Here is a 24,507-nt window from a genome sequence, read left to right as displayed (position 1 = left end):
TCGGCCGCTGCCGATGGACCAGAACTATCCAGGGAGGCTGCGATGGCCAGGCAGGCCCGCGCGCTGGCGACCCGCCAGACGGTACTCCTCGCGGCGGCCGAGGTGTTCGACGAGCGGGGCTACGCCGCCGCCACGATGTCCGAGATCCTGGACCGGGCCGGTGTCACCAAGGGCGCGCTGTACTTCCACTTCCACTCGAAGGAGGAGCTGGCGCTCGCCGTCATCGAGGGGCAGGGCGCCTGGCTGGGCACCTGGCAGCCGTCCTCGGACAGCCCGGTGCAGACCCTGATCGACCTCGGGTACGCCTTCGCCCACGCCCTCCAGGACGACCCGCTGGTGCGCGGCAGCATCCGGCTGACGATCGAGCACGGCAGCTTCACCCAGCCGCAGATCGCCGCCTACCAGGGCTGGTCCGACGTGGCCCGCGGGCTGCTGGAACGCGCCCGGGACGCCGGGGACCTCCACCCGGGGATCGACCTGGCGGCCGCCGCCGGGGTGATCACCGGGGCCGTCACCGGGATCCAGCTGAGCTCCCAGGTGCTGACCGACCGGCGGGACCTGATCCAGCGGATGTCCGACCTGTGGACACTGGTGCTGCCCGGCCTGGTCCAGCCGCACGCGCTCGCCCGGCTGAGCGTCGCCGAGCGCGTGCCCTCCTAGGGGCTCTAGAAGCCTCTTGAAGATCTTGCTCTGGCCGCCCGACTCACCCCAGATTGCCGGTAAATGTCAATCAGGTCGAACTGGTACAAGCCGGGCGCGCTTTCAACATCTTCATCAGTCTTCTAGGGGCTCTCCGCCCAGGGCCGCTCAGAGCCGGTAGCCGGCGCAGTGCTCCACCGCCACCAGGGCCGGCAGCGCGGCCGCCCAGAGCCGGCCGACGGCCTCCGGGCCGGGCCGGTCGGCCTCCTCGGCGGCGAGCAGCACCTGGCCGGCCGCCATCGTCGTCAGCAGTTCGGCGGCGGCCCGGCGGTCCAGCCCGGGGCGCAGCTCGCCGGCCTCGGCGGCGCGGTCCAGCAGCCGGTGGACGACGGCGGTGAGGCTGCGCCAGGCGGCGTCCGTGCCGGGCGGGCCGTCCGGGGTGTCGGCCCGGGGCGGGCCCTGGCGGCCGAGCCGGACGCCGGCCCGGACCATCACGTCCTCGCGCAGCAGCCGGGCGAGTTCGTGCGAGAAGTCGATCAGGCCCTGGAGGGCCGGTCCGCCGGAGCGCAGGGCGCGCAGCGCGGCCGAGCCGATCTCGCGCCCGGCGGCGGCGCGCACGCCGTCGGCGAGGGCCTGCTTGGAGACGAAGTGGAAGTAGAGGGCGCCCTTGCTCACCCCGGCCCGGCGGCTGATGTCGACCAGGCTGGCGGCCTCGAAGCCCACGCCGGCGAACGTGTCCGCCGCGGCGAGCAGCACGGCACGCCTGGTCCGCCCCGCGCGTTCCTGCTTGACCACTGGGCCCCTCCGGACTCGGCCGGACGCGTTTCCCCCCGCCCGCCCCGCTGCTGTCAGCGCGCCGCCGTTGGGGGCGACGCCTCGCATGCGGACGGCGCCGACCGAAACCGCATGGTTGGTATCTAATCTAGCTCCTTCGCGGACCCCGCCGTCCAGTGGGGAGCACCCCCGCCCCGGGCCTGCCGCCCCCCGGGCGGCCATTACCCCAGTCCAGGGTAGGGGTAGCGTGGTCGCGTCGGGCTGCGCGGCAGGGGCCACCCCAGACGCAGAAGAGAAACCGGGTGGTCTGTATGTTTTATCTCAGGCGACCGTACCGGCCGCTCGACCGTCACCCTGGAGTAGGGCCCGTCATGCCATTGATCGTAGAGCCGGACGCCCACGGTCCGTACGCCCACCCCGGTCCCGGCTACGACTTCCACGAGCGGACCGTCTCCCGCCACCTGGTGCACCGCACCTCGGTGTCCGAGGTGTTCCTCACCGGCTGGCAGGCCACCGGTCCGTACGACTTCCTGCTCGGCGCCCAGTGGCCCCGGCTGCACGCCTTCTACCGCCTGCCCGGGGACCGCTTCCACGACCCGGTGCTGATGGCCGAGACCATCCGGCAGGCCGGGCTGCTGATCGGCCACGCCGGCTTCGGGGTGCCGCGCGGCCACCACTTCGTCATGGAGGACCTCTCCTACGCGCTCGGCCCGGACGGGCTGCGCGGCCTGGCCGTCACCACCGGGCCGGCCTCGCTGATGCTCGCGGTCGGCTGCGAGGACGTCCGGATGCGGCACGGCCGGCTGGTCTCGCTGCGGGTGCACATCGACATATCCCGGGACGGCCACCCGATCGGCCACGGCTCCGGCCAGTTGCGGGTCGTCTCCCCCGCCTCCTACGCCCGGCTGCGCGGCCCCGAGCGGCGGGCCGCCACCCTGCCCCGGCCGCCCGCGCCCACCGCGCCCGAGCTGGTCGGCCGCGCACAGCCCACGGACGTCGTGCTCAGCCCCACCCTGCGGCCCGACACCTGGCTGCTGCGCACCGACGCCGGGCACCCGGTGCTGTTCGACCACGAGCTGGACCACGTGCCCGGGATGCTGGTGCTGGAGGCCGCCCGGCAGGCCGCCCAGCGGCTGCGCCACCCCGAACCGGTGGTACCGGTCGAGCTGGTGACGTCCTTCGACCGCTACATCGAGCTGGACCGGCCCTGCCTCGTCCAGGCGGTCCACGAGCAGGCGCCGGACGGCCGCCGGCTGCCCGTCCGGGTGCTGCTGGTCCAGGACGGGCGGACGGCGGCCGACTGCCGGCTGCTCACCGAACCGATCGACGGGCCCGCCGACGGATCGGCGGACAGGCCGGCGGACAGACGGGGTGACAGACCCGGCGACAGACCGGCCGAGCCGCCGACGGTGCCCGCCCGGCGGGAGGCCTTCGACGACCGCCCCGCCGACCAGCGCATCGGCAGCCCCCGGCTGCCGCTGGCCAGTTGAACGGCCTCCCCTGAGCACCCCTTGAACGCCCCTTGAGCGCCCCTTGAACACCCCCTGAGTACCCCCTGGCCGCCCGCTAGGCGGCGACCAGTGCCGACGGCCGACCCGCGTGCATCACGCTGAGGTTGGTGGCCAGCCGGACCGGGTCCTGGGCCAGCCAGAGCCGCAGCGCCGCGCCCAGCATCGCGCTGGCCGACTCGATCCGGACCTCGGTGACCTGCGCGATCCGCGCCGCGCCGGGCACCAGCAGGTCGGCCAGCGGGGTCGGCAGCCAGACCGTCAGCGCGCACGGCGCCGGCGCCGTCAGAGCGCCCAGCAGGCGGTAGGCGTCCCCCGGCGAGCTGAGCGTGGGGATGATGTCCAGCAGGCCGTCGGCCACCACCTCGGACACGTCGCTGCGGTGTCCCTGGGCGAGCCGGCGGAGCAACGTGCGCTCGGCGGCGGTGATTCGGACGGTCAGCATGACCTCGTCGCACTCCATGCGCGATTTCCTCCTCGTTCCTCCCCGTGCCGGCCGGCGGCCGGCACGAACTACCCCTGTCGCACCTCGGCCCGGCTACCTTCTGCGGAGAGCCGGGCCGGTGGGTGACTGTGTGCCCCGGTCAGATCCCCGCGTAGGAGTGCTTGCCGGTGACGAAGATGTTCACGCCGTAGTAGTTGAAGAGCCAGCAGGCGAAGGCCGCCAGCGCCAGGTAGGCCGCCTTGCGGCCCTTCCAGCCGGCCGTCGCGCGGGCGTGCAGGTAGCAGGCGTAGGCGACCCAGGTGATGAACGACCAGGTCTCCTTCGGGTCCCACTCCCAGTACTTGCCCCAGGCCGCCTCGGCCCAGATCGCGCCCGCGATGATGGTGAAGGTCCAGAGCGGGAAGACCAGGGCGTTGATCCGGTAGGACAGCTTGTCGAAGGTGGACGCGGCGGGCAGCCGGCGCCAGACCGACGCCGGGGTGCCCAGCGGGCCGGTGGTCAGGCCGGCCGCGATCCGCTTGTCGAAGGAATCCTTGCCGAGGTACAGCAGCGTGGCGATGAACGCCGCGTAGAAGGCGCCGCCGCAGAAGATCGCGGTCGAGACGTGGATCGCCAGCCACGGCGAGTGCAGCGCCGGGACGAGCTGCTCGGAGTCGGTGTAGAGCACCGTGGTGGCGATGCCGAGGGTCAGCAGCCCCGCGAGCACGACCGGCAGGCCGAGCCAGCGGACGTTCTTCTTCGAGGCCAGCAGCACCAGGTACGCCGCCGTCATGGCGAAGGCGAAGGCGCAGGAGAACTCGTACATGTTGCCCCACGGCCAGCGGGAGACCGAGAGGCCGCGGGTGACGATGCCGCCGGCGTGCAGCAGGGCACCCAGCACGGTGAGCGAGACCGCGATCCGGCCGGCCAGGTCGGCCCGGGTGCTGTTGCCGGCCGCGCCCGGGCCGTCCTCCTCGTCCGCGCCGCGCCCGCTGGTGACCACCGTCGCACCCTCGCCCGCCAGGGCGGTGCGGGTGAGCGTGGTGGTGCCACCGCCGGCCCCCGCCACGGTGACGGTGACCTTCTTCGCGCCCTTGGTCCCGGCGACGGTCTCGGACAGGCTGCCCGACTGCTCCGTCGAGCGGACGGCGACGGCGCCCTTGCTGCCGAAGGTCCACTCGATCATGTGGGCGAACATGGCGAGCGTGTAGACCACCATCGCCGAATAGATCAGCTTGTTGGAGAGGTCGGCCAGCTGTGGGTCGACCCCCGAGGCGAGATGCACCGTCTACTCCTTGGAGTTCTGGTCGGCAGGGACTGCGGGGTCTGCGGGTGCGTCCGAAGCCGCGGCGGCCTCGGCTGTGGGGCCTTCGGGCGCGGGGCCTTCGGGCGCGGCGTCGTCCTCGTCCTCCGACGCCGGGGCGTCGTCCTGGAGGTCCACCGCGAGTTCGGCCAGTTCCTCGGCGATCTTCGCCGACTCACTGCGGGCCAGACCGGCCAGCTCCACCTGGGTGCCGCCGCCCGGCAGGGCGACCGCGCGCACCCAGATCCGGCGGCGCTGCACGAACAGCGAGCCGATCAGGCCGAGGATCGCCAGCACCGCACCGGTCAGGGCGATCGTGTTGCCCGGGCGGTGCGAGACGTTGAAGCTGGCCCACTGCTTGTAGCCCTCGAAGGTGACGCTGCCGTAGCCGTCCGGCAGGTCCCAGGCCTGGCCGGGCTTGAGCCGGGCCTTGGCGGGCTGGCCGTCCTGGGTCAGCTGGGTCAGCTTGCGGGTGTTGAGCTGGTAGATGTTCTGCGGCAGGCCGGAGTCGGTGCCCAGGTCGCCCGCGAAGGCGTTCAGCACCAGCTCGGGGGCGGCGTCGCCGGGGAAGAGCGAGATCGGGCCGGTGCCCTCGAAGCTCAGCGGCGCGGTCGGCAGGAAGTAGCCGGAGAAGCCCATCTGGGTCGAGCTGCCGTCCGGTCCGACGCCGTAGTCGGAGACCTTCACGACACCGGTCGAGGTCAGGTTGCCGTCCTGCGGCAGGAACGGCACGGAACCCCGGTAGACGACGTCGCCCTTGCCGTTCTTGACGGTGATGACCGGGGCGTAGCCGTGGCCGATCAGGAAGACCTTGCTGCCGCCGATCTCCAGCGGGTGGTTGACCTCGATCGTGCCCTGCTTGAGCTTCGAGGTGTCCTCGCCCGCCGTGTACTCAACGTTCGCGGTGAACTGCCGGGCGGCGCCGATCTGGTCGCCCTTGTCCTGGAACTTGGCGGTGAAGCCGTTCAGCTTCAGGTAGAAGGGGTCGAGGTCCTCGGTGCCGTAGAACCGCGTGCCGTTGAAGTCGTCGAGCTGGGTGATGGTGTTGGAGTAGCCCTCGCCCTCGACCATCAGCTTGCCGCCGGTGCCGGACGCCAGGCTGGCCCAGGCGAAGCCGCCGAGCAGCGCGAACAGCGACATGTGGAAGAGCAGGTTGCCGACCTCGCGCAGGTAGCCCTTCTCGGCGGCCACCGAGTCGCCGGCCAGGTTGGTGCGGAACCGGCGCTTGCGCAGCAGCCGGTGGGCGGCGGCGTTCACCGCGTCGGCGTCCGCCTCGGTGCGCCAGGCCGCGTAGACCGGCATCCGGGTCAGGTTGCGCGGCGCGGTCGGCGGCTGGGCCCGCAGCACGCCGACGAACTGCCAGGTGCGCGGGACGATGCAGCCGGCCAGCGAGACGAACAGCAGGATGTAGATCGCGGAGAACCAGACCGAGCTGTAGACGTCGAACAGCTGGAGCTTCTCGTAGATCGGCGCGACCGCGGTGTGGTGCGTCTTCCACGCCTCGACCTTGAGCAGGCCCTGGCCGTTCTGGTACTGCGGGATCAGCGAGCCCGGGATGGCGGCCAGCGACAGCAGGAAGAGCAGGATCAGCGCGACCCGCATCGAGGTCAGCTGGCGCCACATCCAGCGCGCCCAGCCCAGGACCCCTATGCCGGTCGGGCCCTCGGACTCGACCGGCGCGGTGCTGAGCCGCTCGGCGGCCGCGTCGTCCGGCGCCAGGGGCAGCTCGGCCTCGGTCGTGGTCTTGCTCACGGTCAGATTCCGATCGAGAAGTCGGCGGTCCAGGACTGCAGTTCACTCATCGTCGAGTCCCAGATCCCGGTGACGAGCAGCAGACCGACCGCGACGAGCATGCCGCCGCCGATCCGCATGACGAGCGGGTAGTGCCGCTTGACCCAGCCGAAGGCACCCAGTGCCCGGCGGAAGGCGAGCGCGGCCACGATGAACGGTACGCCCAGGCCGAGGCAGTAGAAGGTCATCAGCAGGGCGCCGCGCTCCGCGTCGGCCTGGTTCAGGGCCAGGTTCTGGACGGTCGCCAGGGTCGGGCCGATGCAGGGCGTCCAGCCGACGCCGAACACCATGCCGAGCAGCGGTGCGCCCCACAGGCCGACCGCCGGGCGGCGGTGGGAGCGCACCTCGCGCATGCTCAGACCGGGGACGAGGCCCATGAAGGCGAGGCCCATCACGATGGTCAGCGCGCCGAGCACGATCGAGATGACCCGCTTGTGCGCCTGGAGGGTGTCGCCGAACTGGCCGAACAGCGCCCCGCCCGAGACGAACACCGCGGTGAAGCCGAGGATGAACAGCGTCGCCCCGAGCAGCATCCGGCCGCGCCGGGCACCGCGGGCGTCCGCGAGGTCGGCGGCGGAGAAGCCGGTCACGTACGACAGGTAGCCGGGGACGAGCGGCAGCACGCAGGGCGAGAAGAACGAGACCAGCCCGGCGGCCAGCGCGATCGGCGCGGCCACCAGCAGTGCCCCGCTCTGGAGGGTCCCGGTGTTGTCGGCGAGTTGTAGCGGCAGGCTCACTGCTTCTGCTCCGCGACCACCGGCTGGAGGATCGACTCCAGCGCGTCCTGGGTCGTGCCGCCGACGGCGCGGGCGGCCAGCTTGCCGTCGCGGTCGACGATCAGGGTGGTCGGGAGCGACTGCAGGCTGAGGCTGCCCTTGGGGAACTTGAGCAGCTGGGTGCCGGCCGGGTCGAAGATGCTCGGGTAGGTGACGCCCTGCTCCTGCTCGAAGCGGACGGCGTTGGTCTTGTCGCTGTCCCGGGTGTTGACGCCGAGGAACTGGACGCCCTGGTCCTTGTACTTCTCCGAGACGGCCTGGAGGCTCTTCGCCTCGGCCCGGCACGGCCCGCACCAGGAGCCCCAGACGTTCAGCACCACGACCTTGCCGTGGTAGTCCGAGAGCTTGGTCTGGCCGCCGTCCAGGGTCTCCCCGGAGATGTCGGGGGCGCTCCCACGCTTGCCGGTGTCCACCTTCGACAGGTTGGTCCCCTTGACGGTGACGAAGCCGACCTGGCCTTCGCCGCTGCCCGACGAGCCCGAGGAGGAACAGCCGGTGAGGACGAGCGCAGCGGCGGCGACAGTGGCGGCGGCTGCGGCGACACGGGGACGAGGGCGCGCCATGGCAGACATGTGAAAAGTTTCGCATGGAGTTCCGGGCAGGTTCGCCGGGGTCCTCCCTAGCGCGTCGCACCCCTTCTGACCTGTGACGGAGTCGGGCCGCCCGGCTCTCGCCGGGCGGCCCGATCCCATATTTACGCGGGGTTTACCAACGGCCCCGCGGGCTCACGCGCCGAAGCTCTTGCCCACCGGCTTGTCCTTGCCGCCCTTGCCGATCAGGTGCGCGGGCAGCAGGTCGCGGGCCGGCTCGCGGTAGCCGACCGAGACGATCTTGTCGCCCTCGAAGGTGAAGCTGGTCAGCGAGGCCAGCGAGCACTGCCGGCGGCGCGGGTCGTGCCAGAGCCGGCGGCGCTCGACGAAGGAGCGGACGATCCAGATCGGCAACTGGTGGCTGACGCAGACCGCCTCGTGCCCGCGCGCGGCGTCCCGGGCGGCGCCGAGCGCGCCCATCATCCGCACCACCTGGTCGAGGTAGGGCTCGCCCCAGGAGGGCTTGAACGGGTTGGTGAGGTACTTCCAGTAGCCCGGGTTCCGCAGCGAGCCGTCGCCGACGCCGAAGGTCTTGCCCTCGAAGATGTTGTCCGCCTCGATCAGCCGCTCGTCCGCCGCGACGTCCAGGCCGTGCGCCTTGGCGATCGGCCCGGCGGTCTCCTGGGCCCGCTCCAGCGGGGACGCCACCACGTGGGTGATGTCCCGGCCGGCCAGGTCCTCGGCGACCCGCTCGGCCATCTCCCGGCCCAGCTCGGACAGCCGGTAGCCCGGCAGGCGCCCGTACAGGATGCCCTCCGGGTTGTGCACCTCACCGTGCCGCATCAGATGGACGACGGTGATCTCTTTGGCGCTCACTTCTCAGTACTCCTGGGGCTCGCAGGGATGGACTAGGCCGTGGCCGCGGCGGCCGCGCGGGCGGCGGCCGGAAGGGCGGCGGCGATCCGCTCGATCGCCCGCTCGTCGTGGGCCGCCGAGACGAACCAGGACTCGAAGGCGGACGGCGGCAGGTAGACGCCCTCGGCGAGCATCGCGTGGAAGAAGGCGGTGAAACGGTACGCCTCCTGGGTCTTGGCCTCGTCGTAGTTGGTGACGGCGGCCTCGGTGAAGAACACCGAGAACATGTTCCCGGCGGTCTGCAGCCGGTGCGTCACGCCCTCCTTGGTGAGCGCCTCCGACACCAGGCCGGAGATCTCGGCGGCGACCTTGTCCACCGTCGCGTACACCTCGTCGGTGCAGCCGCGCAGTTGGGCCAGGCCGGCCGCGGTGGCGATCGGGTTACCGGACAGGGTGCCCGCCTGGTAGACCGGGCCGGCCGGGGCCAGGTGGGCCATCACGTCGGCGCGACCGCCGAAGGCCGCGGCCGGGAAGCCGCCGCCCATGACCTTGCCGAAGGTCAGCAGGTCCGGCGCCCAGCCCTCGTTCGCCGCCTCCAGGCCGTACCAGCCGGCCTTGGAGACGCGGAAGCCGGTCATCACCTCGTCCGAGACGAACAGCGCGCCGTTCGTCCGGCAGAGCCGGGCCAGGCCCGCGTTGAAGCCGGGCAGCGGCGGGACGACGCCCATGTTGCCGGGCGAGGCCTCGGTGATCACGCAGGCGATCTCGCCCGGGTGGGCGGCGAAGGCCTGCTCGACGGCGGCCAGGTCGTTGTAGGGCAGCACGATGGTGTCGCCGGCCTGGGCGCCGGTGACGCCCGGGGTGTCCGGCAGGCCGAAGGTGGCCACGCCCGAACCGGCGGCGGCCAACAGGGCGTCCACGTGGCCGTGGTAGCAGCCGGCGAACTTCACCACCTTCGCGCGCCCGGTGAAGCCGCGGGCCAGCCGGATCGCGGACATGGTGGCCTCGGTGCCGGAGGAGACCAGGCGGACCTGCTCGACCGGGGCGACCCGGCCGACGATCTCCTCGGCCAGCTCGACCTCGCCCCGGCCGGGCGTGCCGAAGGAGGTGCCGCGGGTGACCGCCTGCTGGACGGCGTCGATCACCGCGGGGTACGCGTGGCCGAGGATCATCGGACCCCACGAGCACACCAGGTCGACGTACTCGCGGCCGTCGGCGTCGGTGAGATAGGGGCCGGTGCCGGACACCATGAAGCGCGGCGTGCCGCCGACCGCGCGGAAGGCGCGCACCGGGGAGTTGACGCCGCCGGGCGTCACGACGGAGGCGCGGTCGAACAGCGACTGGGACTGGGGGGCTTCGTAGGGGTAGCTCACGGGAGACATGGTCTCAAATCGTGTCCTTGAGCTCTGCATGTCGGACCCGATCATCTGGAACGATGATCCGGGCACCGTTGTCTGTACGGTTGTCCGTACAGACGGGGCCGCTGACTGCTCCGGAGCACGGACCAGTCAGACTGTGCACTCAGAGTGCGCAAGTGTTCCGGTTGTGTGCAGGGGTGTGGAGAGGACTGCCGCGTACCGCGAGTGGGTACGGCGGCGCATGACGGGTAAGGAGCACGTCCGGAGGGACGCCGGACGTGCGGGGGTCTGTCGATTCCGGCGAATTCCGGTGAGGATGGTCCGAGTGTCCGAGGCGCAGGACGGCTACGACGAGGCTGCGGGGGGCTCCCGCAGGCCCGCCGAAACCGCACGCGGGGGTAAGGGAGCGGGCACGGGTCGTGGCCGCCGCGGCGGCGAGAGGCGGGGTGAGGGACGCGTGGGGGTGACGTACAAGTACTTCGGCGCACCGGATCGCGCCACCGCCGCCAGAGTCCCCACCGCCCTCGGACCCGGCGGGCTCGGCTTGGACGCCGGCGAACTCGGTTCGCTCGGGCGGCTCGGCGACCTGATGGAGACCAGCGGCTCCCCCAACGGCCACCTCTCCACCAAGATCAAGCCGGAGACCATGAGCGCCATGGTCCTCACCGGCATCCAGGGCGTCCCGCTGCACCAGGTCCCGCCGCTGGAACTCGTCGTGCTGCACCCCGACTACGCCGTCGTCCAACTCCCGCAGAACGTCGTCGAACCGCTCCGCAAGGCCGACGAGACCGAACTCGGCGCCGCCGCCTTCATCTGGTCCACCGTCCCCGACCGGCGCGGACCGCGCGACGCCTTCGTGATCTACAGCATGCTGCACGAGTGGCAGGACTTCGCCAACCGCCTGCACGAGGCCGGGCACCAGCTGTACTGCCTGGTCTGGCCGTAGGACTTTCCGGGGCCCTTCGCCCCGCCCGTCGAACGGCGGCCAGGGCGAAGGGATGTGACTCCGCCTCAGTTCGTCCGGGCGCGGCGCGCCCGCCGTACCGCCCGTTCGCTCTCCACCGGCTCCGCCAGCGGCCCATCCACCAGGCGCGTCAACGCCGACACGAACACGTCCCGCTCCGGGCCGGGCAGTGACTCCAACACCTCCCGGTGCACCCGGTCGGCGATCGCGGTGCCCCGCTCGACGGCGCGCTCGCCCGCCTCGGTGACGGAGATGATCCTGGCCCGGCGGTCGGTCGCGGACGGGCGGCGCTCGGCCAGGCCCGCCTTCTCCAGCTCGTCCACGGTGACCACCATGGTGGTCTTGTCCAGGTCCGACAGCTCGGCCAGCTGGATCTGGGTGCGCTCGGTCTCCTGCGCGTGGAACAGCACGGAGTACGCGCGGGGGGTGATCCCGAGCTCGGTGAAGGCGGCCGCCATCCGGGTCGCCAGCACGTGGCTCGCGTGGTCCAGCAGGCCGGAGATGTCACGGATCTGGCGCACGGGCGGGGTCGTCGTCATACGTCCGAGATTAGCAACGGCCCGTCCGCTGCCGGATGATCCCGTTGGCAACCAACCCCGGGTCTACGGGATGCCCAACTCGAACAGCGCATACCCCGCGTACCAGCCCGCCGCCACCACGGGCATCGCGAGCAGGCCGACCAGCGAGGACGTCCGCACCCGGCGCAGCGCCACCGCCAGGCCGATGAACAGCGGGAAGGCCGGCAGCAGGTAGCGCGAGATGTTGCCGAAGATCTGGTTGCTGCTCAGCGCGGTGGCGATGGTGAGCACCGTGTAGACCACCAGCACCAGCGGCGGCCGGGTGCGCCACAGCAGCACCAGCAGTCCGGGCAGGGCCATCAGCAGGGCGATCGCGATCAGGTCAGGGGCGGGGTTGGACTGCCAGAAGTTCCAGTGCCCGGTGATCACGTCCATGATCGTGCGGACCGTGGAGGCGCCGCCGTCGAAGTAGCGGTTCCAGGCACCCCGCTGGAGCTTGAAGTAGCCGCCCCAGTCGCCCATCCGGTAGCCGACCCAGACGACGTACCCGATCAGGCCCCACGGGGTGATCAGCATCGCGGTCAGCGGCCGGGCCACCCCGTCGGTGCGCCGGACCAGCGCCACCAGCGCGGCGATCGACACCGCGGCGATCAGCGCGGCGGCGGTCGGCCGGTTGAGGCCCGCCACCAACGCCAGCACGCCGGCCGTCAGCCAGTGGCGGGTCATCACGCAGTAGCAGGCCCAGGCGGACAGCGCGACGAACAGCGAGTCCGAGTAGACCGCCCACTCCACCCCCGAACCCGGGAACAGGCCCCAGATCACCGCGGCGATCACGCCCGCCCGGAAGCCGCCGAGCCGCTCCGCGATCGCGAAGATCCCCGCCGCAGCGACGAGCGAGGCGATCACCGAGACGGCGATCCCGGAGCCGTACGGGCCGAGCCCGGTGACCGCGCCGACCAGCCGCATCAGCCACGGGTAGAGCGGGAAGAAGGCGGCCGAGTTCTCGTAGTAGGAGGCCAGCGGCCAGCCGTGCATCGGGAGCAGCTGCGGGTCGTAGCCGTTCTCGGCGATCCGCTGGTACCAGACGCCGTCCCAGGTGCCCAGCACGTCCCACGGCTGGGCGCCGCCGCCGCGGCCCGGGTTCTTCTTGAGGTAGTCCCCGGTGTGCGACAGCAGCAGCATGAAGACCGTGAGGCCGATGGCCTTGACCACCGCGTACGCCCCGAGCGCGGGCGCGAAGCGCTCCACCAGGGCGCCGAACCGCCCGGGCCGCCGGCCCGCCCGCTCCTCGGAGCGCTCCGCGGGCCGCTCCGTCTCCGGCGCCACGGGCGCGCCGGGCTCGGTGCTGGACGACTCGGTGCTCGATGCCGTGCTCATCTGCTCTGGGTACTCCCCGCCACGCTGGTGGTCCGCGCGGCTACGGCGCAGCGATTTCAGGTGAGCCTACGGCACGTCCCCACCTGCCCCGCGAACGCCCGCCCGCCCCGAAAACCCCGTGGCGCCGCCCCCACGCGATCGGTGGGGGCGGCGCCGCGGAGGGGCCGGGGATCAGCCGTGGAGGTAGACGATGCCGAGTTTGGTGAGCTGCCAGAGCTGGCCGGCGGCGCCGGTGTCGGTGGCGAGTTCGACGGCGGGGTTGCCCTTGGCGTCGAGGGTGGTGCCGGGGGCGATCACCTTGGTCGGGTCCTGGGAGTCGGCGATCTTGTAGCGGCCGCCGCCGGCCGGCTTGAGGACCCAGTGCTGGTTGCCGCCGCCGTTGCAGCGCCACTGCTGGATGCGGGTGCCGGCGGCGGTGGAGGCGGCGTTGGCGTCCAGGCACATGTCCCGGTTGCCGCTGAAGTCGAGCTCGTAGCTGCCGCCGGCCTTGGCCTCCAGGACGAAGGACTGGTTGAGCCCGCCGGTGGCCGGATAGGTGATGGCGGCCCGGCCGTTGGTGGAGTCGCCGTAGGTGCCGCCGCCGGTGAGGTCGAGCGCGTTGCCGGTGGCCGCGTTGGTGAGCTGGTACCAGGAGCCGTCCTCGGGGACGTCCGCGAACGGCTGCCCGGGGGTGAGCGGCTGGATGGAGGTGGTGTTCTGCTGGTTGAGCGTGCAGTAGGCCTGCGCCAGTTCGGTCTTGGCGAAGAACTGGCCGAGGCAGACGCCCTCGCCGCGGTAGCCGGCCACCCGCAGGTGGTACGACTGGCGGACCATGTTCATGCACAGCCCGGGGATGCCGATCTGCGAGTCGCAGCCGTTGCGGGCCCACTCGGCGAGGTTGATGACGTCCCCGTTGCTGTACTCGTACGGGGAGCTGGTCCACTCCGCGCAGACCTCGTGGCCGAAGGCGACCCGCCGCTGGTCGAGGTAGCGCACGCCGGGCACCTGCTCGGCGGCGCCGCGCAGCGCGTCGCTGAAGGTCGGCACCACCCAGTTGTGGCCCCAGGCGAGGTCCTCGGGGAAGGCCGGGCAGCCGTCGGCGACCTTGCCGAGGTAGTCGTTGCGCCGGATGTCCGGGGTGATCGGATTGAAGTACGACTGGTAGACCAGCTGGTACGAGGAGTCGGCGTAGCCCGCCTTCCGCATGGTCTGCCGGATGTTCTGGAGCGCGGCGACGACCTTGGGCTGGACCCGCTTGGCGCGCTGGACGATCTCGTCGCTGCCGATGGTGTCGCGGCAGCCCTGGTCCTTGGGGATCGGGAAGTACTGCGCGAGGCAGTGCATCATGATCCCGCTGAAGTCGAAGTCGTCGTTGGCGCCGATCGTGACGACGACCATCTTCACGTCGTACTTGCCCGCCGCGTCGGCGAGTTTGACGTCCTGTTTGGGCTCGCCGAAGTCGCCGCTGCCGGAGCCGGTGACCTTGGCGAGCTCGGGGTCGCTGACCAGGTCGCCGGTCTGGGCGCCGGAGCAGGCGAGGTCGATCGGGGTGACGCCGGGGATGTCGGTGACGAAGATCTCCGACTTGGGGTGCCGGTGGCAGTAGTTGGTGGGGCTGTCGGTCTCCGGGAAGTAGCCGTCGTTGGTGTCGGTGCCGGCGCCCTCCCCGGAGATGGCGCTGTCGCCGAGGGCGACGATGGCGGCCGGGCGGGTGGCGCCGGCCGCGGGGGCCGGGTCGGCGAAGGCGGCGGGGGCGCCGGCCAGGCCGAGGGTGGCGACGAGGGCGCCGGTGGCGAGCAGTGCGCCGTACGGGGAGCGGCGCGCCACCGTCCGGGGCCGCCGCGCCGCTGTCAGTCGGGACCTGATCACACGCGACTCCTTGCGGGGGGGTGGGGGGCCGCCCGGCCGGGCGCCGAGCGGCGCGGAGCAAGAAAGGTGAGCAGGTCTCACATTCTAGGTACTGACAAGTAACGCAACAAGGCTTGTGACACCGCCGGAACCTGACGCCCCGACATATCCCCGGACATGCGGAGAGCCGCCGCCCCGCGCCCCAGGAGGGAAGCGCGGAACAGCGGCTCGTACCGGCCGAACCGGGAGCAGGATCAGCCCACGTTGGCGCAGTGGTTGCCGAACGCCGGGTTGAGCAGGCCGATGATGTCGATGGTGTTGCCGCACAGGTTGATCGGCACGTGAACCGGAACCTGAACCTGGTTGCCCGAGATGACACCGGGGGAACCCGCGGCGACACCCTCGGCGCCGGAGCTGGCCATCGCGGTGCCGGCGCCGGCGGCCACGATGCCCACCACGGCCGCGCCGACGGCGGCGGTCTTCTTGATGCTCATACGAGCCTCCTGACTGTTCATACAGAGATGCACGGGGAGTGCGACATCAAGAACGACACCCACCCGGACCGGTTGCGTCGGTGGACGCACTGTCACCCATCCGGCCCAACGGGGACGGCGACCGGCATTCGGGTGATCAGCGGACCGGACCGTTTCCCCTCGCACGGTGCCTCGTTCTCTCTGGCGGAACACGATCCACCCGGCCCCCTTCACACGAATCGAGTACCGCCCATGCGCAAGCTCGCCCACGGCGTCGTCGGCACCGCGGCCAGCGCCGCCCTGCTCGCCGCCGGCGCCGGCGTCGCGTCCGCCCACCACCTGCACGGCGCGTCCGCCGAGGGTGTCGCGGCCGGCTCGGCCGGCGTGGTCTCGGGCAACTCGGTGGAGGTGCCCGTGCACATTCCGCTCAACGTGTGCGGCAACTCGATCGACGTGGTGGGCCTCCTGAACCCGGCGTTCGGCAATAACTGCCTCAGCGCCTGACCGGGAATTCCCCTGGTCGCGCCTCTGCACCGAACCGCTCCCGGCCGTGCGGGAATTGTTCGCGAGGTGCTGGAAGAACGCGGCGGCCGCGTCGACGCCCGAGCCATGGGCGAAACACGCCGGTGTGCGCCGCCGGAGTGACAATCACGGCAATCCCCAGAAGCCAGCGGGTGAGTATTCGTGCTCGCCCGGCTCCCGACATTTCCCATCCGTCGGGCAGAAAACGGAGGAAAGACATGCGCAACTTCAAGAAGGCCGCCGTCCTGTCCCTGGCCGCCACCGGTCTGGTCCTCGGTGCCGCCGGCGGTGCGTTCGCCAGCTCCGGCGCCGAGGGCGTGGCCGCCAACTCCCCCGGTGTGCTCTCCGGCAACCAGCTCCAGATCCCGGTGCACATCCCGATCAACCTGTGCGGCAACTCCATCAACGTCATCGGCCTGCTCAACCCGGCCTTCGGCAACACCTGCGTCAACGCCGGCTGAACCGGCCGTCGCCGCACCGGCGACAGCAGATTCACCGAGTGCCGCGCCCCGCGACGCCGGGGCGCGGCACGCTCCACCCGTGTGTGATCGAGGAGATCAACCCCCATGCAGAACGTGAAGAAGGCCGCCGTCCTGTCCGCCGCCGCTGCCGGCCTGGTGCTCGGCGCGGCCGGGTCCGCCGCCGCCAGCTCCGGCGCCGAGGGCGTGGCCGCCGGCTCCCCCGGTGTCGTGTCCGGCAACCAGGTCCAGATCCCGGTGCACATCCCGGTCAACCTGTGCGGCAACTCCATCAACATCGTCGGCCTGCTGAACCCGGCCTTCGGCAACAGCTGCGCCAACGTGGAGCTCCCCCCGCCGCCCGCGGACGACTGCTGATCCCCGATCGGCACCCGTTCCGGCCGTACTGCCCCCCGACCAGCCGGCCGGGGGGCAGTTCGGCATCCCCGGGCGGCCGGTGGCCGTCCGGGCCCCCGATCCACCGAAGGGTGATCCGCATGGTTTCGAAGAAGAGCGGGGCCTGCCTGGTCGTCGCCGTCGGCGCCACGATGCTGCTCGGCGCGGGTTCGGCACAGGCCGCCACCACGACCGATTCGGCCCCCGCGTCGGGCCCGGCCAAGCTGGCGAAGACCGACGTCGGTCAGGCGCTGAACGGGACGACCTCCGGCCTCGGCTACGGGCTCGCGCCGGTCAAGGACCTGCGCCTGGACCCGTGGGCGAACTCCTCGGCCGACGTGCTCAACAACGGCGCGACCGTCAAGCCCGACCAGGGACTGGCCCCGGTCGGCACCGGCGGGCTGACCGGCCCGCTGAGCGCGGGCGGCGGCATCCGGGACCTCCCGCTGGTCGGCGGGCTGACCGGCGTGCTGCCGGGCTGAGCCGCCCGGCGCAGACGGGAGCCCGGCACCCCGGTCGCGTCCGGGGTGCCGGGCTCCACCGTGCCCGGAGCCGCTGGGCTCAGAGCTGGGTCAGGTCGGTCAGGCCGGTCTGCTGCACCACGCCGGTGGTGGTCGCGGTGGTGGTCGCGGCCAGGTCGCCCACCTTGTCGGTGACCGAGATCGGGTGGTTGTCGTCACCAAGGCTGGCGGTGGCCCCGGGGACGGCCTGCACGGTGCCGGTGACCAGTCGCGGGTCCACCTCGCCCACCTTGAGCCGGCCGTCGGCCAGCTGGCCGGTGCCGTCCTGGACGAGGGCGAGCGGCTTGCCGACGGCGAGGCCGGGGGTGTCGGCGTGCAGCGGCGCGGCCGGGGCCTCCAGCAGCACCTGGCCGAGGTCGGCGCCCCGGTCGACCAGCGGGAGCGGCAACTGGGCCTTGGCGCTCGGGCCGACCTTCCCGGTCTGCAGCCCGGGGACCAGCCGGTCCGGGATGAGCTCCGTGCTGGTGGTGCGGCCGGGCGCCGGCGGCAGGAGCAGCGAGGTCGGGATGCCGGCCGTGACGCGGCTGCCGAGCGGGGTGAGCGGCACGTCCGCCGGGACCTGCTGGGTGGCCAGCTTGTCCTCCAGGGCACCGACCTGGTCGGGGCTGACCGGGGCGGCACTGGCCGCTCCCTGGGAGGCGAGCATGCCCGCACCGACCGCCAACAGCATCGCGCCGGCCCGCTTGGAGAACTTCATGCTTTTCACCGTTCTGCCTGTCCGTACTGGAGATCCCTGAAGGGAGGGGCTGCGGGGCGCAGCCGGAAAGCAATCTGCCTCAACGAGTGACCGCTGGTACGGATTGCGGCGGTTAACCGGTTCGGCCTAATAATCCGACCGGAAACCACCCTACGACGCGCCTCCCGGACTCTTTTCAAAAATCCCCGTAACCTTCCGTGCCGTCATTCTTTGATCTGGACGTCAGTGACTGCAGACCGGGTCTGAGCGTTCTACGCGTTGTACGCACGGAAACCAAGAGCATTTCAGAGAGGGATCTCCCCATGATCCAGAAGTCTTTCGCCGCCGCCGGCCTGGCCGTCGCCGCGCTGGCCGCCGCCGCCGCGCCCGCCTCGGCGATCGGTGACGCGGACGGCGCCGCAGCCTCCATCGAGGGCAACGGCGGCACCAACTTCACCGGCACGGTCGGGAACAACAGCCCGAACTTCCACTTCCTGGACAACGCGAACGTCTGCCTCCCCGAGATCCACAACATCGCGGTGGGCGTGCTCGGCGTGGCCGTCCCGGTCGAGGTCCCGATCGCCAACAGCGGTGGCAAGCAGTACTGCACCCAGGGCCAGGGCACCCAGAGCCACGGCGACGCGGGCGTGTCCCACCTGGTCGGCTGACCGTTCCCCCAGCTGCACTCCCCCTGAACCACCCTTCGAATCGCTCCCCGATTCACCCCTCGAGAGGAAAACCGGAAATGATCAAGAAGTCCCTCGCCGCCGCCGGCCTGGCCGCCGCCGCCATCGCGATGTCCGCCGGCTCGGCCTCCGCCATCGTCGACGCGGACGGCGCCGCCACCTCCGTCCAGGGCAACGGTGGCACCAACCAGACCGGCACCCACGGCAACGGCAGCCCGAACTTCCACACCCTGGACAACGCGAACATCTGCCTGCCGGAGGTCCACAACATCGCCGTCGCCGTGATCGGCGTCGCGGTTCCGGTCGAGGTGCCCGTCCTGAACAGCACCCCGAAGCAGATCTGCAACGTCGGCCAGAACACCCAGTCCTCGGGCGACGCGGGCGTTTCGCACCTGATCGGCTGATCAAGGGGCACGGCACGGACGGAGGGCCCGGGGAGGTACGTCTCCCCGGGCCCTCCGGGCGCTACGGGCGTTCGAGGCGCCACGGGTGCTCAAGGCGCCACGGGCGAGGTGTCCGGCCGGCCGCCGAACAGGTGCGGACCGGCCGGGTGAGCGGGCGTTCGGACCGGCGCGTGGGGCGCCGACCCGAACGGCCGGATGTGATCACGTGTCAGAGGCAGCGCCCGCCGGGGCGCTCCGAAAGAGAGGGCATTTCCATGAAGAGCAAGCTGGCCAAGGCCGCACTGACCGCCACCGCCGCGCTGGCGCTCGCGGGTGCCGCCACCCCGGCGTTCGCGCACGTCGGCTTCGCGGGCGGCGGCGAGTTCGTCGCCTCGGGCGACCAGCCGTTCGTGGCCGGTGCGGGCTTCGGCGTCGGCCACACCAGCGACGTCATCGCCGGCGGCTTCGGCGGCGGCGCCGCCACCTCCACCGACGTGATCGGCGGCGGCGAGGGCTTCGCGCACATCAACGGCTGGAAGTAGAACCCGGAAGGCCGGGCCGCCCCCACGGGGAGCGGCCCGGCCTTCTCGTTGCCCTGCGCCTGCTACTTGAATGCCCTGCCTTGCGGCACCGGCTACTTGAGCATCGCGGCGGCCTCGACCGCCCAGTAGGTGAGGATCTGCTCGGCCCCGGCCCGGCGGATCGAGGTGAGCGTCTCCATGATCATCCGCTCCCGGTCGATCCAGCCGTTCGCCGCGGCCGCCTCGACCATCGCGTACTCGCCGGACACCTGGTACGCGGCGACCGGCACCGGGGAGGCGTCGGCGACCTGGCGCAGGATGTCCAGGTAGGCCATGGCCGGCTTGACCATCACCAGGTCGGCGCCCTCGGCGAGGTCCTGCTCCAGCTCGCGCAGCGCCTCACGGGCGTTGGCCGGGTCCTGCTGGTAGCTCTTGCGGTCGCCCTTGAGCGAGGAGCCGACCGCCTCGCGGAACGGGCCGAAGAACGCCGAGGCGTACTTGGCGGTGTAGGCGAGGATGCCCACGTCCTGGTGTCCGGCCTCGTCCAACGCCCGCCGGATCACGCCGATCTGGCCGTCCATCATGCCGGACGGGCCGACCAGGTGGACGCCCGCGTCCGCCTGCACCCGGGCCATCTCGGCGTAGCGCTCCAGGGTGGCGTCGTTGTCCACGCTGCCGTCGGCGGCCAGCACGCCGCAGTGGCCGTGGTCGGTGTACTCGTCCAGGCAGAGGTCGGACATGACCACCAGGGCGTCGCCGACCTCGGCGACCACGTCGCGGATCGCCTGCTGGAGGATGCCGTCCGGGTTGGTGCCCTCGCTGCCGGTGGCGTCCTGCACGGCCGGCACGCCGAACAGCATCAGGCCGCCCAGGCCCGCCTCGGCCGCCTCCACCGCGGCCTTGCGCAGGGTGTCCCGGCTGTGCTGGACCACGCCCGGCATGGAGCTGACCGGGACGGGCTCGCTGACGCCCTCGCGGACGAACAGCGGCAGGATCAGCTCCGCCGGGTGCAGCCGGGTCTCGGCGACCAGGCGGCGCATCGCCGGGCTCTGGCGCAGCCGGCGCGGGCGTACGTACGGGAATTCAGCGGACACGGCTTCTCTCTCCGAACGGTTGTGCAGTGCCGGGGGCGACGGATCGCCGCCCCCGGTCCCGAGGGTGTCAGCGGGCCTTGCGGCGCGAACCCGGACGGCGCTCGCTGGGCCGGTAGACCGGCTCGCCGGCGGCCGTGGCGGTGTCGCGGCGCTTGGCCCCGAAGTCTGCCAGCGCCTGGGCCAGCGCGGCCGCCGACGGCGCCGGGGCCATCACGTCGACCCGCAGGCCGTGCTCCTCGGCGGTCTTGGCGGTGGCCGGGCCGATGCAGGCGATGACCGTGACGTTGTGCGGCTTGCCCGCGATGCCGACCAGGTTCCGCACGGTCGAGGACGAGGTGAAGAGCACCGCGTCGAAGCCGCCGCCCTTGATCGCCTCACGGGTCTCGGCCGGCGGCGGCGAGGCGCGCACCGTCCGGTACGCCGTCACGTCGTCGACCTCCCAGCCCAGCTCGACCAGGCCGGCCACCAGGGTCTCGGTGGCGATGTCGGCGCGCGGCAGCAGCACCCGGTCGATCGGGTCGAACACCGGGTCGTACGGCGGCCAGTCCTCCAGCAGGCCGGCCGCGGACTGCTCGCCGGAGGGCACCAGGTCCGGCTTCACGCCGAAGTCCACCAGGGCCTGCGCGGTGGTCTCGCCGACCGCCGCGACCTTGATCCCGGCGAACGCGCGGGCGTCCAGGCCGTACTCCTCGAACTTCTCCCGGACCGCCCGGACCGCGTTCACCGAGGTGAAGGCGATCCACTCGTAGCGGCCGGTGACCAGGCCCTTGATGGCCCGCTCCATCTGCTGCGGGGTGCGCGGCGGCTCGACCGCGATGGTCGGCACCTCCTGCGGCACCGCGCCGTACGAGCGCAGCTGCTCGGACAGGCCGGTGGCCTGCTCCTTGGTGCGCGGCACGAGCACGTTCCAGCCGAACAGCGGCTTGGTCTCGAACCACGAGTGCGAGGACCGGTGGGCGACCTGCTCGCCCACCACGGCTATCACCGAGGTCGCCGGGTCCACCGGGGCGGAGACCGGCGAGGGCAGCACCCGGGCGGCCTTCAGGTCGGCGGCGATGCCGGACAGGGTGGAGGTGAAGGTCCGCTGGCGGGTGGTGGTGCCGGAGAGCGTGGCGCTCAGCGCCGACTCCGGCTTGCGGCCGTTGGCGACCAGGGCGCCCGCGGTGGCCGGCAGCTGGCCCAGGGTGGTCCGGACCACCAGGGTGGTCTCCGGCGCGCCCAGGTCCACCGGGCTGCCGGCCAGCAGCGCGGTGCCGTCCACGAAGCGCACGTCGGTGCCGGCCGCGCCGCGCAGCGGGACGCCCGCGTACGCCGGGACGCCGACCGACTGGGCGACGCCCGGGATCACCTCGAAGGGGATGCCGTCGCCGGCGCAGCTGAGCATCTCCTCGGCGGCGCAGCCGTCCAGGCCCGGGTCGCCGTCGACGGTGCGGACCACGTGCTTGCCGGCCCGCACGGCCTCGGCGACCAGCCGGGCCAGGTTGAAGTCCGCGCCCTCGGCGACCGGGGTGTGCACCTGCACACCGGCCGGGCAGTGGGTGCGCACGGCGACCGCGGTCAGCGGGTCGGCGACCAGGATGTCGGCCGAGGACAGCACCTCGACCGCGCGCAGGGTCAGCAGCCCCGGGTCCCCGGGGCCCGCGCCCAGGAAGGTGCACCGTCCGGTGGCGGACTGGCCGCCCGGGAACGGGGTTTCGGTGGCGGCGGTGGGGCTCATCGGGCTCGCTCCCCCATCAGGGTGGCCGCGCCCGCGTCGAGCAGCCGGGCGGCCAGCGCGCGGCCGAGGGCCGTCGCGTGCTGCTCGGCGGTCTCGTCGAGGACGATCGGACCGTTGGCGGACATCTTCAGCAGGGCGGCGCCGTCGGGGTCGCCGACCACGCCCTCCAGCCGCAGTTCGTTCGGTCGGACCCAGGTGGCCAGCGCGGCCACCGGAGCCGAGCAGCCGGCCTCCAGGGTGGCCAGCAGGGCCCGCTCGGCGACCACGGCGACCCTCGTGGGGGCGTGGTCCAGCGCGGCGAGCGCGGCGGTCAGGTCGGTGTCGGCGCTGGTGCACTCGATCGCGAGCGCGCCCTGGCCGGGGGCCGGGACCATCAGCTCCGGGTCGAGGTGCTGGGAGATCTCGGCGCTGCGGCCGAGCCGGTTGAGGCCGGCCGTGGCCAGCACCACCGCGTCCAGCTCGCCACTGGTCACGAAGCCGATCCGGGTGTCCACGTTGCCGCGGATCGCGACGGTCTCCAGCGCGGCGCCGCGGGCGGTGGCCCAGGCGTTCAGCTGGGCCATCCGGCGCGGCGAGCCGGTGCCGATCCGGGCCGGGCGGCCGGCGCCGGCCAGCTTCTCCACCAGCTCGTCCAGGGTCAGGCCCTCGGCGGCGACCAGGGCGTCCCGGGCGTCCTCGCGCTCGGGGACGGCGGCCAGCGCCAGGCCCTCCGGCTCGGCGGTGGGCAGGTCCTTGAGCGAGTGCACGGCGAAGTCGATCCGGCCCTCCAGCAGCGCGTCCCGCAGGGCGGAGACGAACACGCCGGTGCCGCCGATCTGCGCCAGCGCCTCCCGGGAGGTGTCGCCGTAGGTGGTGATCTCGACCAGCTCGACGGGGCGCCCGGTGACCCGGGTGACCTCGCGGGCCACCATGCCCGACTGGGCCATGGCGAGCGCGCTGCGCCGGGTGCCGAGCCGCAGGGTCGCGGTGGCGGCCGGAGTCTGCTCCGTGATCGGTTGACCATTCATGAGGTGATCGTCCCGGTGGTACTCGTGGGATGGCTGACGGTTCATCTGGCGCCCCCGCCCGAGGGCTGGGGGCCGCCGACGGGTGTGCCCGACACGGCGTGCACGGCCGCCGGGTCGAGGTCGAACAGCTCGCGCAGCGCGTCCGCGTAGGAGGCGCCGCCGGGCTCGGCGGCCAGCTGCTTCACCCGGACGGTCGGGGCGTGCAGCAGCTTGTCGACGACGCGGCGGACGGTCTGGGTGATCTCCGCGCGGGAGCGCTCGTCCAGATCGGGCAGCCGGGAGTCCAGCCGGCCCAGCTCGGCGGAGACCACGCCGGAGGCCATCGCCCGCAGCGCGACCACGGTCGGCGCGATCCGGGCGGCCCGCTGGGCGGCGCCGAAGGCGGCCACCTCGTCGGCGACGATCCGGCCGACCTGGTCCACGTCACCGGCGCCGGGGGTGGCGGCGTGCGCGTGGGAGAGGCTCTCCAGGTCCACCAGCAGGGCGCCGGGCAGCTCGTGCACGGCGTGGTCGACGTCGCGCGGCATGGCCAGGTCGAGCAGGGCGAGCGGCTGGTCGGCGGTGCGGGCGGCGACCGCGGCGGCCACGTCCCCGGCCTTGACCACCACACCGGCCGCGCCGGTGCAGGAGATCACCAGGTCGACGTCGGCCAGCGCCTCCGGCACCTTGGCCAGGTCCAGGGTGCGGGCCACGCCGGAGCCGAGGATCTCGACCAGGCGCTCGGCGCGGGCCGGCGTCCGGTTGGCGATCAGCACGTCGGTGACGCCGGAGCGGACCAGGGTGGCGGCGGCCAGCGAGCTCATCGAGCCCGCGCCGACCACCAGCGCCCGCTTGCCGGCGATCTCGCCCGCGCCCGCCGCGACCTGCTCCAGGCCGAAGGTCACCAGCGACTGGCCGGCCTTGTCGATGCCGGTCTCGCTGTGCGCCCGCTTGCCGACCCGCAGCGCCTGCTGGAACAGCTCGTTCAGGCCGCGCCCGGCGGTGTGCTCCTCCTGCGCGGTGGCCAGCGCGTCGCGCAGCTGGCCGAGGATCTGGCCCTCGCCGACCACCATCGAGTCCAGGCCGCAGGCCACCGAGAACAGGTGGTGGACGGCGCGGTCCTCGTAGTGGACGTAGAGGTGGGAGGTCAGCTCCTCCAGGTCCACCCCGCTGTGGTGGGCGAGCAGCAGCGACAGCTCGGCGACGCCGGCGTGGAACTTGTCCACGTCCGCGTACAGCTCGATCCGGTTGCAGGTGTTCAGCAGCGCGGCCTCGGCGACGGTCGCGGTGGCGGCCGCGTCGTGCAGCAGCCGGGTCGGCACCTCACCGGTCAGCGCGGCGCGCTCCAGCACGCCGACCGGCGCCGTGCGATGGCTCAGTCCAACGACGAGAAGACTCATGCCCGCCCCCAGGTCCCACGGTTGTCCGTA

At 72.5% G+C, this 24,507-nt stretch carries 27 protein-coding genes; 10 read left to right on the top strand and 17 right to left on the bottom strand.

What is annotated here, in order from left to right; all coding sequences use genetic code 11:
- The first annotated feature begins 42 nt into the window (after positions 1–42).
- Positions 43–660 (top strand): ScbR family autoregulator-binding transcription factor, encoded by a 618-nt coding sequence (locus tag AB0R04_RS25235; protein WP_063348878.1) that lies wholly within the window; start codon positions 43–45, stop codon positions 658–660.
- 147 nt (positions 661–807) lie between these two features.
- On the opposite strand, the gene AB0R04_RS25230 is transcribed toward AB0R04_RS25235, so the two are convergent.
- On the bottom strand, positions 808–1,434 hold the full coding sequence (locus AB0R04_RS25230) for a ScbR family autoregulator-binding transcription factor (protein WP_363374920.1): 627 nt from the start codon (positions 1,432–1,434) through the stop codon (positions 808–810).
- Between the two features lie 350 nt (positions 1,435–1,784).
- On the opposite strand from AB0R04_RS25230, the gene AB0R04_RS25225 reads away from it, so the two are divergent.
- Positions 1,785–2,903, top strand: a complete 1,119-nt coding sequence (locus AB0R04_RS25225; RefSeq protein WP_363374917.1) for a ScbA/BarX family gamma-butyrolactone biosynthesis protein — start codon at positions 1,785–1,787, stop codon at positions 2,901–2,903.
- A 76-nt stretch (positions 2,904–2,979) separates the two neighbouring features.
- Here AB0R04_RS25225 and AB0R04_RS25220 read toward each other — a convergent pair whose 3' ends face one another.
- The 7 genes from AB0R04_RS25220 to hemL all read right to left on the bottom strand — a co-directional run bounded on the left by AB0R04_RS25220 (position 2,980) and on the right by hemL (position 9,982).
- Positions 2,980–3,384, bottom strand: a complete 405-nt coding sequence (locus AB0R04_RS25220) for a hypothetical protein (RefSeq protein ID WP_063348875.1) — start codon at positions 3,382–3,384, stop codon at positions 2,980–2,982.
- Positions 3,385–3,505: 121 nt separating this feature from the next.
- On the bottom strand, positions 3,506–4,630 hold the full coding sequence (ccsB, locus tag AB0R04_RS25215) for a c-type cytochrome biogenesis protein CcsB (protein ID WP_063348874.1): 1,125 nt from the start codon (positions 4,628–4,630) through the stop codon (positions 3,506–3,508).
- Between the two features lie 3 nt (positions 4,631–4,633).
- Positions 4,634–6,400 carry a cytochrome c biogenesis protein ResB gene (locus AB0R04_RS25210; RefSeq protein WP_363374913.1) on the bottom strand — a complete coding sequence of 589 codons (1,767 nt, stop codon included), beginning with the start codon at positions 6,398–6,400 and terminating at the stop codon, positions 4,634–4,636.
- A gap of 2 nt (positions 6,401–6,402) precedes the next feature.
- On the bottom strand, positions 6,403–7,176 hold the full coding sequence (locus AB0R04_RS25205) for a cytochrome c biogenesis protein CcdA (RefSeq protein ID WP_063348873.1): 774 nt from the start codon (positions 7,174–7,176) through the stop codon (positions 6,403–6,405).
- On the bottom strand, positions 7,173–7,778 hold the full coding sequence (locus AB0R04_RS25200; protein WP_363374910.1) for a TlpA disulfide reductase family protein: 606 nt from the start codon (positions 7,776–7,778) through the stop codon (positions 7,173–7,175). Before AB0R04_RS25200 ends, AB0R04_RS25205 begins: the two co-directional genes overlap by 4 nt.
- Positions 7,779–7,940: 162 nt before the next feature.
- Positions 7,941–8,588 carry a histidine phosphatase family protein gene (locus AB0R04_RS25195; RefSeq protein WP_079136296.1) on the bottom strand — a complete coding sequence of 216 codons (648 nt, stop codon included), beginning with the start codon at positions 8,586–8,588 and terminating at the stop codon, positions 7,941–7,943.
- A 65-nt stretch (positions 8,589–8,653) separates the two neighbouring features.
- Complete coding sequence (gene hemL / locus AB0R04_RS25190) at positions 8,654–9,982, bottom strand: glutamate-1-semialdehyde 2,1-aminomutase (protein ID WP_363374907.1); 1,329 nt, start codon at positions 9,980–9,982, stop codon at positions 8,654–8,656.
- A 433-nt stretch (positions 9,983–10,415) separates the two neighbouring features.
- Here hemL and AB0R04_RS25185 point away from each other — a divergent pair, with 433 nt between their 5' ends.
- Positions 10,416–10,904, top strand: coding sequence for a hypothetical protein (locus AB0R04_RS25185; protein ID WP_063348869.1), 489 nt, complete (start codon positions 10,416–10,418; stop codon positions 10,902–10,904).
- Positions 10,905–10,969: 65 nt separating this feature from the next.
- Here the strand turns inward: AB0R04_RS25185 and AB0R04_RS25180 are convergent, their stop codons facing one another.
- The 4 genes from AB0R04_RS25180 to AB0R04_RS25165 form a co-directional block, all read right to left on the bottom strand.
- Entirely contained in the window at positions 10,970–11,461 is a 492-nt protein-coding gene (locus AB0R04_RS25180) for a MarR family transcriptional regulator (RefSeq protein WP_063348868.1), read from the bottom strand.
- Positions 11,462–11,524: 63 nt separating this feature from the next.
- Entirely contained in the window at positions 11,525–12,817 is a 1,293-nt protein-coding gene (locus AB0R04_RS25175) for a glycosyltransferase family 39 protein (RefSeq protein ID WP_363374904.1), read from the bottom strand.
- 171 nt (positions 12,818–12,988) lie between these two features.
- Entirely contained in the window at positions 12,989–14,665 is a 1,677-nt protein-coding gene (locus AB0R04_RS25170) for an RICIN domain-containing protein (protein ID WP_363374902.1), read from the bottom strand.
- Between the two features lie 233 nt (positions 14,666–14,898).
- Positions 14,899–15,138, bottom strand: a complete 240-nt coding sequence (locus AB0R04_RS25165) for a chaplin (RefSeq protein ID WP_063348866.1) — start codon at positions 15,136–15,138, stop codon at positions 14,899–14,901.
- Between the two features lie 231 nt (positions 15,139–15,369).
- Between AB0R04_RS25165 and AB0R04_RS25160 the strand changes: the two genes are divergently transcribed.
- From AB0R04_RS25160 to AB0R04_RS25145, 4 genes are all read left to right on the top strand, one after another.
- Complete coding sequence (locus AB0R04_RS25160; protein ID WP_363374899.1) at positions 15,370–15,621, top strand: chaplin; 252 nt, start codon at positions 15,370–15,372, stop codon at positions 15,619–15,621.
- 236 nt (positions 15,622–15,857) lie between these two features.
- Positions 15,858–16,100 (top strand): chaplin, encoded by a 243-nt coding sequence (locus AB0R04_RS25155; protein ID WP_363374896.1) that lies wholly within the window; start codon positions 15,858–15,860, stop codon positions 16,098–16,100.
- A gap of 105 nt (positions 16,101–16,205) precedes the next feature.
- Positions 16,206–16,475, top strand: a complete 270-nt coding sequence (locus AB0R04_RS25150; RefSeq protein WP_063348863.1) for a chaplin — start codon at positions 16,206–16,208, stop codon at positions 16,473–16,475.
- A 119-nt stretch (positions 16,476–16,594) separates the two neighbouring features.
- Complete coding sequence (locus AB0R04_RS25145) at positions 16,595–16,975, top strand: hypothetical protein (protein ID WP_063348862.1); 381 nt, start codon at positions 16,595–16,597, stop codon at positions 16,973–16,975.
- Positions 16,976–17,054: 79 nt separating this feature from the next.
- Here AB0R04_RS25145 and AB0R04_RS25140 read toward each other — a convergent pair whose 3' ends face one another.
- Positions 17,055–17,711 carry a hypothetical protein gene (locus AB0R04_RS25140; RefSeq protein WP_363374892.1) on the bottom strand — a complete coding sequence of 219 codons (657 nt, stop codon included), beginning with the start codon at positions 17,709–17,711 and terminating at the stop codon, positions 17,055–17,057.
- Between the two features lie 302 nt (positions 17,712–18,013).
- On the opposite strand from AB0R04_RS25140, the gene AB0R04_RS25135 reads away from it, so the two are divergent.
- The 3 genes from AB0R04_RS25135 to AB0R04_RS25125 all read left to right on the top strand — a co-directional run bounded on the left by AB0R04_RS25135 (position 18,014) and on the right by AB0R04_RS25125 (position 19,301).
- Positions 18,014–18,358, top strand: coding sequence for a hypothetical protein (locus tag AB0R04_RS25135; protein ID WP_031063477.1), 345 nt, complete (start codon positions 18,014–18,016; stop codon positions 18,356–18,358).
- 77 nt (positions 18,359–18,435) lie between these two features.
- Entirely contained in the window at positions 18,436–18,780 is a 345-nt protein-coding gene (locus AB0R04_RS25130) for a hypothetical protein (RefSeq protein ID WP_063348860.1), read from the top strand.
- A gap of 254 nt (positions 18,781–19,034) precedes the next feature.
- Positions 19,035–19,301 (top strand): hypothetical protein, encoded by a 267-nt coding sequence (locus tag AB0R04_RS25125; RefSeq protein ID WP_063348859.1) that lies wholly within the window; start codon positions 19,035–19,037, stop codon positions 19,299–19,301.
- Between the two features lie 92 nt (positions 19,302–19,393).
- On the opposite strand, the gene hemB is transcribed toward AB0R04_RS25125, so the two are convergent.
- From hemB to AB0R04_RS25105, 4 genes are all read right to left on the bottom strand, one after another.
- Entirely contained in the window at positions 19,394–20,374 is a 981-nt protein-coding gene (gene hemB, locus AB0R04_RS25120) for a porphobilinogen synthase (RefSeq protein WP_363374889.1), read from the bottom strand.
- Between the two features lie 67 nt (positions 20,375–20,441).
- Complete coding sequence (locus AB0R04_RS25115; protein WP_063348857.1) at positions 20,442–22,091, bottom strand: bifunctional uroporphyrinogen-III C-methyltransferase/uroporphyrinogen-III synthase; 1,650 nt, start codon at positions 22,089–22,091, stop codon at positions 20,442–20,444.
- Complete coding sequence (gene hemC / locus AB0R04_RS25110; protein WP_363374886.1) at positions 22,088–23,098, bottom strand: hydroxymethylbilane synthase; 1,011 nt, start codon at positions 23,096–23,098, stop codon at positions 22,088–22,090. The genes AB0R04_RS25115 and hemC overlap by 4 nt, the downstream gene beginning before the upstream one ends.
- Before the next feature lie 41 nt (positions 23,099–23,139).
- Positions 23,140–24,477: a glutamyl-tRNA reductase gene (locus AB0R04_RS25105; RefSeq protein WP_063348855.1), complete on the bottom strand. Its 1,338-nt coding sequence runs from the start codon at positions 24,475–24,477 to the stop codon at positions 23,140–23,142.
- Positions 24,478–24,507: the final 30 nt, after the last annotated feature.

The sequence above is a fragment of the Kitasatospora sp. NPDC056731 genome (assembly GCF_040687675.1).
Taxonomy (GTDB): domain Bacteria; phylum Actinomycetota; class Actinomycetes; order Streptomycetales; family Streptomycetaceae; genus Kitasatospora.
This window is presented reverse-complemented; position numbering and strand designations above follow the sequence as displayed.

What these genes read in the sequence shown, in the direction of transcription:
- AB0R04_RS25165 (WP_063348866.1), bottom strand. Translation starts at nt 15,138, where the DNA reads ATGAGCATCAAGAAGACCGCCGCCGTCGGCGCGGCCGTGGTGGGCATC.
- AB0R04_RS25105 (WP_063348855.1), bottom strand. Translation starts at nt 24,477, where the DNA reads ATGAGTCTTCTCGTCGTTGGACTGAGCCATCGCACGGCGCCGGTCGGC.
- AB0R04_RS25145 (WP_063348862.1), top strand. Translation starts at nt 16,595, where the DNA reads ATGGTTTCGAAGAAGAGCGGGGCCTGCCTGGTCGTCGCCGTCGGCGCC.
- AB0R04_RS25235 (WP_063348878.1), top strand. Translation starts at nt 43, where the DNA reads ATGGCCAGGCAGGCCCGCGCGCTGGCGACCCGCCAGACGGTACTCCTC.
- AB0R04_RS25175 (WP_363374904.1), bottom strand. Translation starts at nt 12,817, where the DNA reads ATGAGCACGGCATCGAGCACCGAGTCGTCCAGCACCGAGCCCGGCGCG.
- AB0R04_RS25115 (WP_063348857.1), bottom strand. Translation starts at nt 22,091, where the DNA reads ATGAGCCCCACCGCCGCCACCGAAACCCCGTTCCCGGGCGGCCAGTCC.
- AB0R04_RS25125 (WP_063348859.1), top strand. Translation starts at nt 19,035, where the DNA reads ATGAAGAGCAAGCTGGCCAAGGCCGCACTGACCGCCACCGCCGCGCTG.
- AB0R04_RS25180 (WP_063348868.1), bottom strand. Translation starts at nt 11,461, where the DNA reads ATGACGACGACCCCGCCCGTGCGCCAGATCCGTGACATCTCCGGCCTG.
- AB0R04_RS25130 (WP_063348860.1), top strand. Translation starts at nt 18,436, where the DNA reads ATGATCAAGAAGTCCCTCGCCGCCGCCGGCCTGGCCGCCGCCGCCATC.
- AB0R04_RS25135 (WP_031063477.1), top strand. Translation starts at nt 18,014, where the DNA reads ATGATCCAGAAGTCTTTCGCCGCCGCCGGCCTGGCCGTCGCCGCGCTG.
- AB0R04_RS25195 (WP_079136296.1), bottom strand. Translation starts at nt 8,588, where the DNA reads ATGCGGCACGGTGAGGTGCACAACCCGGAGGGCATCCTGTACGGGCGC.
- AB0R04_RS25140 (WP_363374892.1), bottom strand. Translation starts at nt 17,711, where the DNA reads ATGAAGTTCTCCAAGCGGGCCGGCGCGATGCTGTTGGCGGTCGGTGCG.
- AB0R04_RS25220 (WP_063348875.1), bottom strand. Translation starts at nt 3,384, where the DNA reads ATGGAGTGCGACGAGGTCATGCTGACCGTCCGAATCACCGCCGCCGAG.
- AB0R04_RS25150 (WP_063348863.1), top strand. Translation starts at nt 16,206, where the DNA reads ATGCAGAACGTGAAGAAGGCCGCCGTCCTGTCCGCCGCCGCTGCCGGC.
- AB0R04_RS25225 (WP_363374917.1), top strand. Translation starts at nt 1,785, where the DNA reads ATGCCATTGATCGTAGAGCCGGACGCCCACGGTCCGTACGCCCACCCC.
- AB0R04_RS25155 (WP_363374896.1), top strand. Translation starts at nt 15,858, where the DNA reads ATGCGCAACTTCAAGAAGGCCGCCGTCCTGTCCCTGGCCGCCACCGGT.
- AB0R04_RS25160 (WP_363374899.1), top strand. Translation starts at nt 15,370, where the DNA reads ATGCGCAAGCTCGCCCACGGCGTCGTCGGCACCGCGGCCAGCGCCGCC.
- hemL (WP_363374907.1), bottom strand. Translation starts at nt 9,982, where the DNA reads ATGTCTCCCGTGAGCTACCCCTACGAAGCCCCCCAGTCCCAGTCGCTG.
- AB0R04_RS25200 (WP_363374910.1), bottom strand. Translation starts at nt 7,778, where the DNA reads ATGGCGCGCCCTCGTCCCCGTGTCGCCGCAGCCGCCGCCACTGTCGCC.
- hemC (WP_363374886.1), bottom strand. Translation starts at nt 23,098, where the DNA reads ATGAATGGTCAACCGATCACGGAGCAGACTCCGGCCGCCACCGCGACC.